Genomic DNA, 1,481 nt, shown 5'->3' with positions numbered 1-1,481 from the left:
CCGTACTGGTTTAAAGTTAATCCACTATATTGTGTAAAAAATGGAAGCAAGGCTGCATTTGGGCTGATTCAACGTTTTATCCAAACCGGATTGGTTGAGGGTCGAACGCTATGCCATCCTGAAATTTAAGGAAAAATATCATGAAAAAAATCGAAGCTGTGATTAAGCCGTTTAAATTGGACGATGTCCGTGAAGCTCTGACAGAAATCGGGATAAGCGGCATGACGGTTAGCGAGGTTAAAGGTTTCGGCCGTCAGAAAGGGCATACCGAAATTTACCGCGGTGCGGAGTATGCGGTTGATTTTCTGCCAAAAGTCAAAGTCGAGCTGGTGTTGGCAGATGAAGATGTGGAACGCGCCATCGATATCATTGTAGAGACTGCCCGGTCGGGCAAAATTGGCGACGGTAAGATTTTTGTGTTGCCGGTCGAAGAAGTGATTCGGATACGGACGGGCGAACGCGCGGAAGCAGCGATTTAATCTTATCGTTGCCACGATTGGCTGTTATAGTGGATTAACTTTAAATCAGGACAAGGCGACGAAGCCGCAGATAGTACATCAGGACAAGGCGACGAAGCCGCAGACAGTACAAATAGTACGGCAAGGCGAGGCAACGCCGTACTGGTTTAAAGTTAATCCACTATACAAATAAGGTCGTCTGAAATCCTGCATTGTCGGGTTTCAGACGACCTTATTTGTGTTTCTATCGGGTTTAGATTTTGGTGAAGATGACTTCGTTTTCAAAACGCGATTTAGGCAGCGCGGCGTTGAAATCGTCTGCGGCACGGTAGCCGAAGGAGACGACGGCGACGGCTTTGTAGCCTTTTTCAGTCAAACCGAATTCCTCATTCAAAACCTGCAAATCGACGCCTTCCATCGGCACGGCGTCGATGCCTGCTGCGGCAGCGGCGAGCAGGGTGAAGCCCATGTTGAGATAGACTTGTTTGGCAAGCCATTGCTCTTCATCGTGGAATTGGTTGCGGTGGATACCCAAGAACAGGCGGCGGGTGGAATCGCCTGCCTGCTTAGCTTCTTCCGTGGCGAAACGTCCGTCTTTGTCCTCTTGCGCCAATACGGCGGCGACATAATCATCGTCGGCGCAAATGCGGGCAGCGAAAACGACGACATGGGACGCATGAGTGATTTTCGGGGTGTTGTAAGGGAGTTTTTCGGTGGATTTGGCAATACGCGCTTTGCCTGCTTCGTCATCAGCGATGATGAAGTGCCACGGCTGCATATTGACGCTGGAAGGGCTGTTGCGCAGGGCGGCTTCGATATGGGCGAAGTCTTCGGCAGAGATTTTTTTAGACGGGTCAAAAGACTTGGTGCTGTATCGCTGGCGGACGATTTCTGTGATGTTCATGAAATGTTTCCTGTTTTTAGGATGGAAACGGGGATTATAGAGAGGTCGTCTGAAAGGGGCAATGCAGGAAATTGGTGAGGATTTCGTTATATTGGATTAACTTTAAACCAGTACGGCGT

2 protein-coding genes are annotated in these 1,481 nt (G+C 49.2%); one reads left to right on the top strand and one right to left on the bottom strand.

Annotation, left to right across the window (positions count from 1 at the left end):
• The first annotated feature begins 140 nt into the window (after nucleotides 1-140).
• Entirely contained in the window at nucleotides 141-479 is a 339-nt protein-coding gene (locus HMPREF2572_RS06015) for a P-II family nitrogen regulator (RefSeq protein WP_003756171.1), read from the top strand.
• A 232-nt stretch (nucleotides 480-711) separates the two neighbouring features.
• Here the strand turns inward: HMPREF2572_RS06015 and nfsB are convergent, their stop codons facing one another.
• Nucleotides 712-1,362, bottom strand: coding sequence for an oxygen-insensitive NAD(P)H nitroreductase (gene nfsB / locus HMPREF2572_RS06010; protein WP_070496818.1), 651 nt, complete (start codon nucleotides 1,360-1,362; stop codon nucleotides 712-714).
• Between the last annotated feature and the right edge of the window lie 119 nt (nucleotides 1,363-1,481).

The organism is Neisseria sp. HMSC064E01 (assembly GCF_001808875.1).
GTDB lineage: Bacteria > Pseudomonadota > Gammaproteobacteria > Burkholderiales > Neisseriaceae > Neisseria > Neisseria sicca_A.
This window is presented reverse-complemented; position numbering and strand designations above follow the sequence as displayed.

Coding starts and splice junctions, on each gene's coding strand:
- HMPREF2572_RS06015 (WP_003756171.1), top strand. CDS start 141: ATGAAAAAAATCGAAGCTGTGATTAAGCCGTTTAAATTGGACGATGTC.
- nfsB (WP_070496818.1), bottom strand. CDS start 1,362: ATGAACATCACAGAAATCGTCCGCCAGCGATACAGCACCAAGTCTTTT.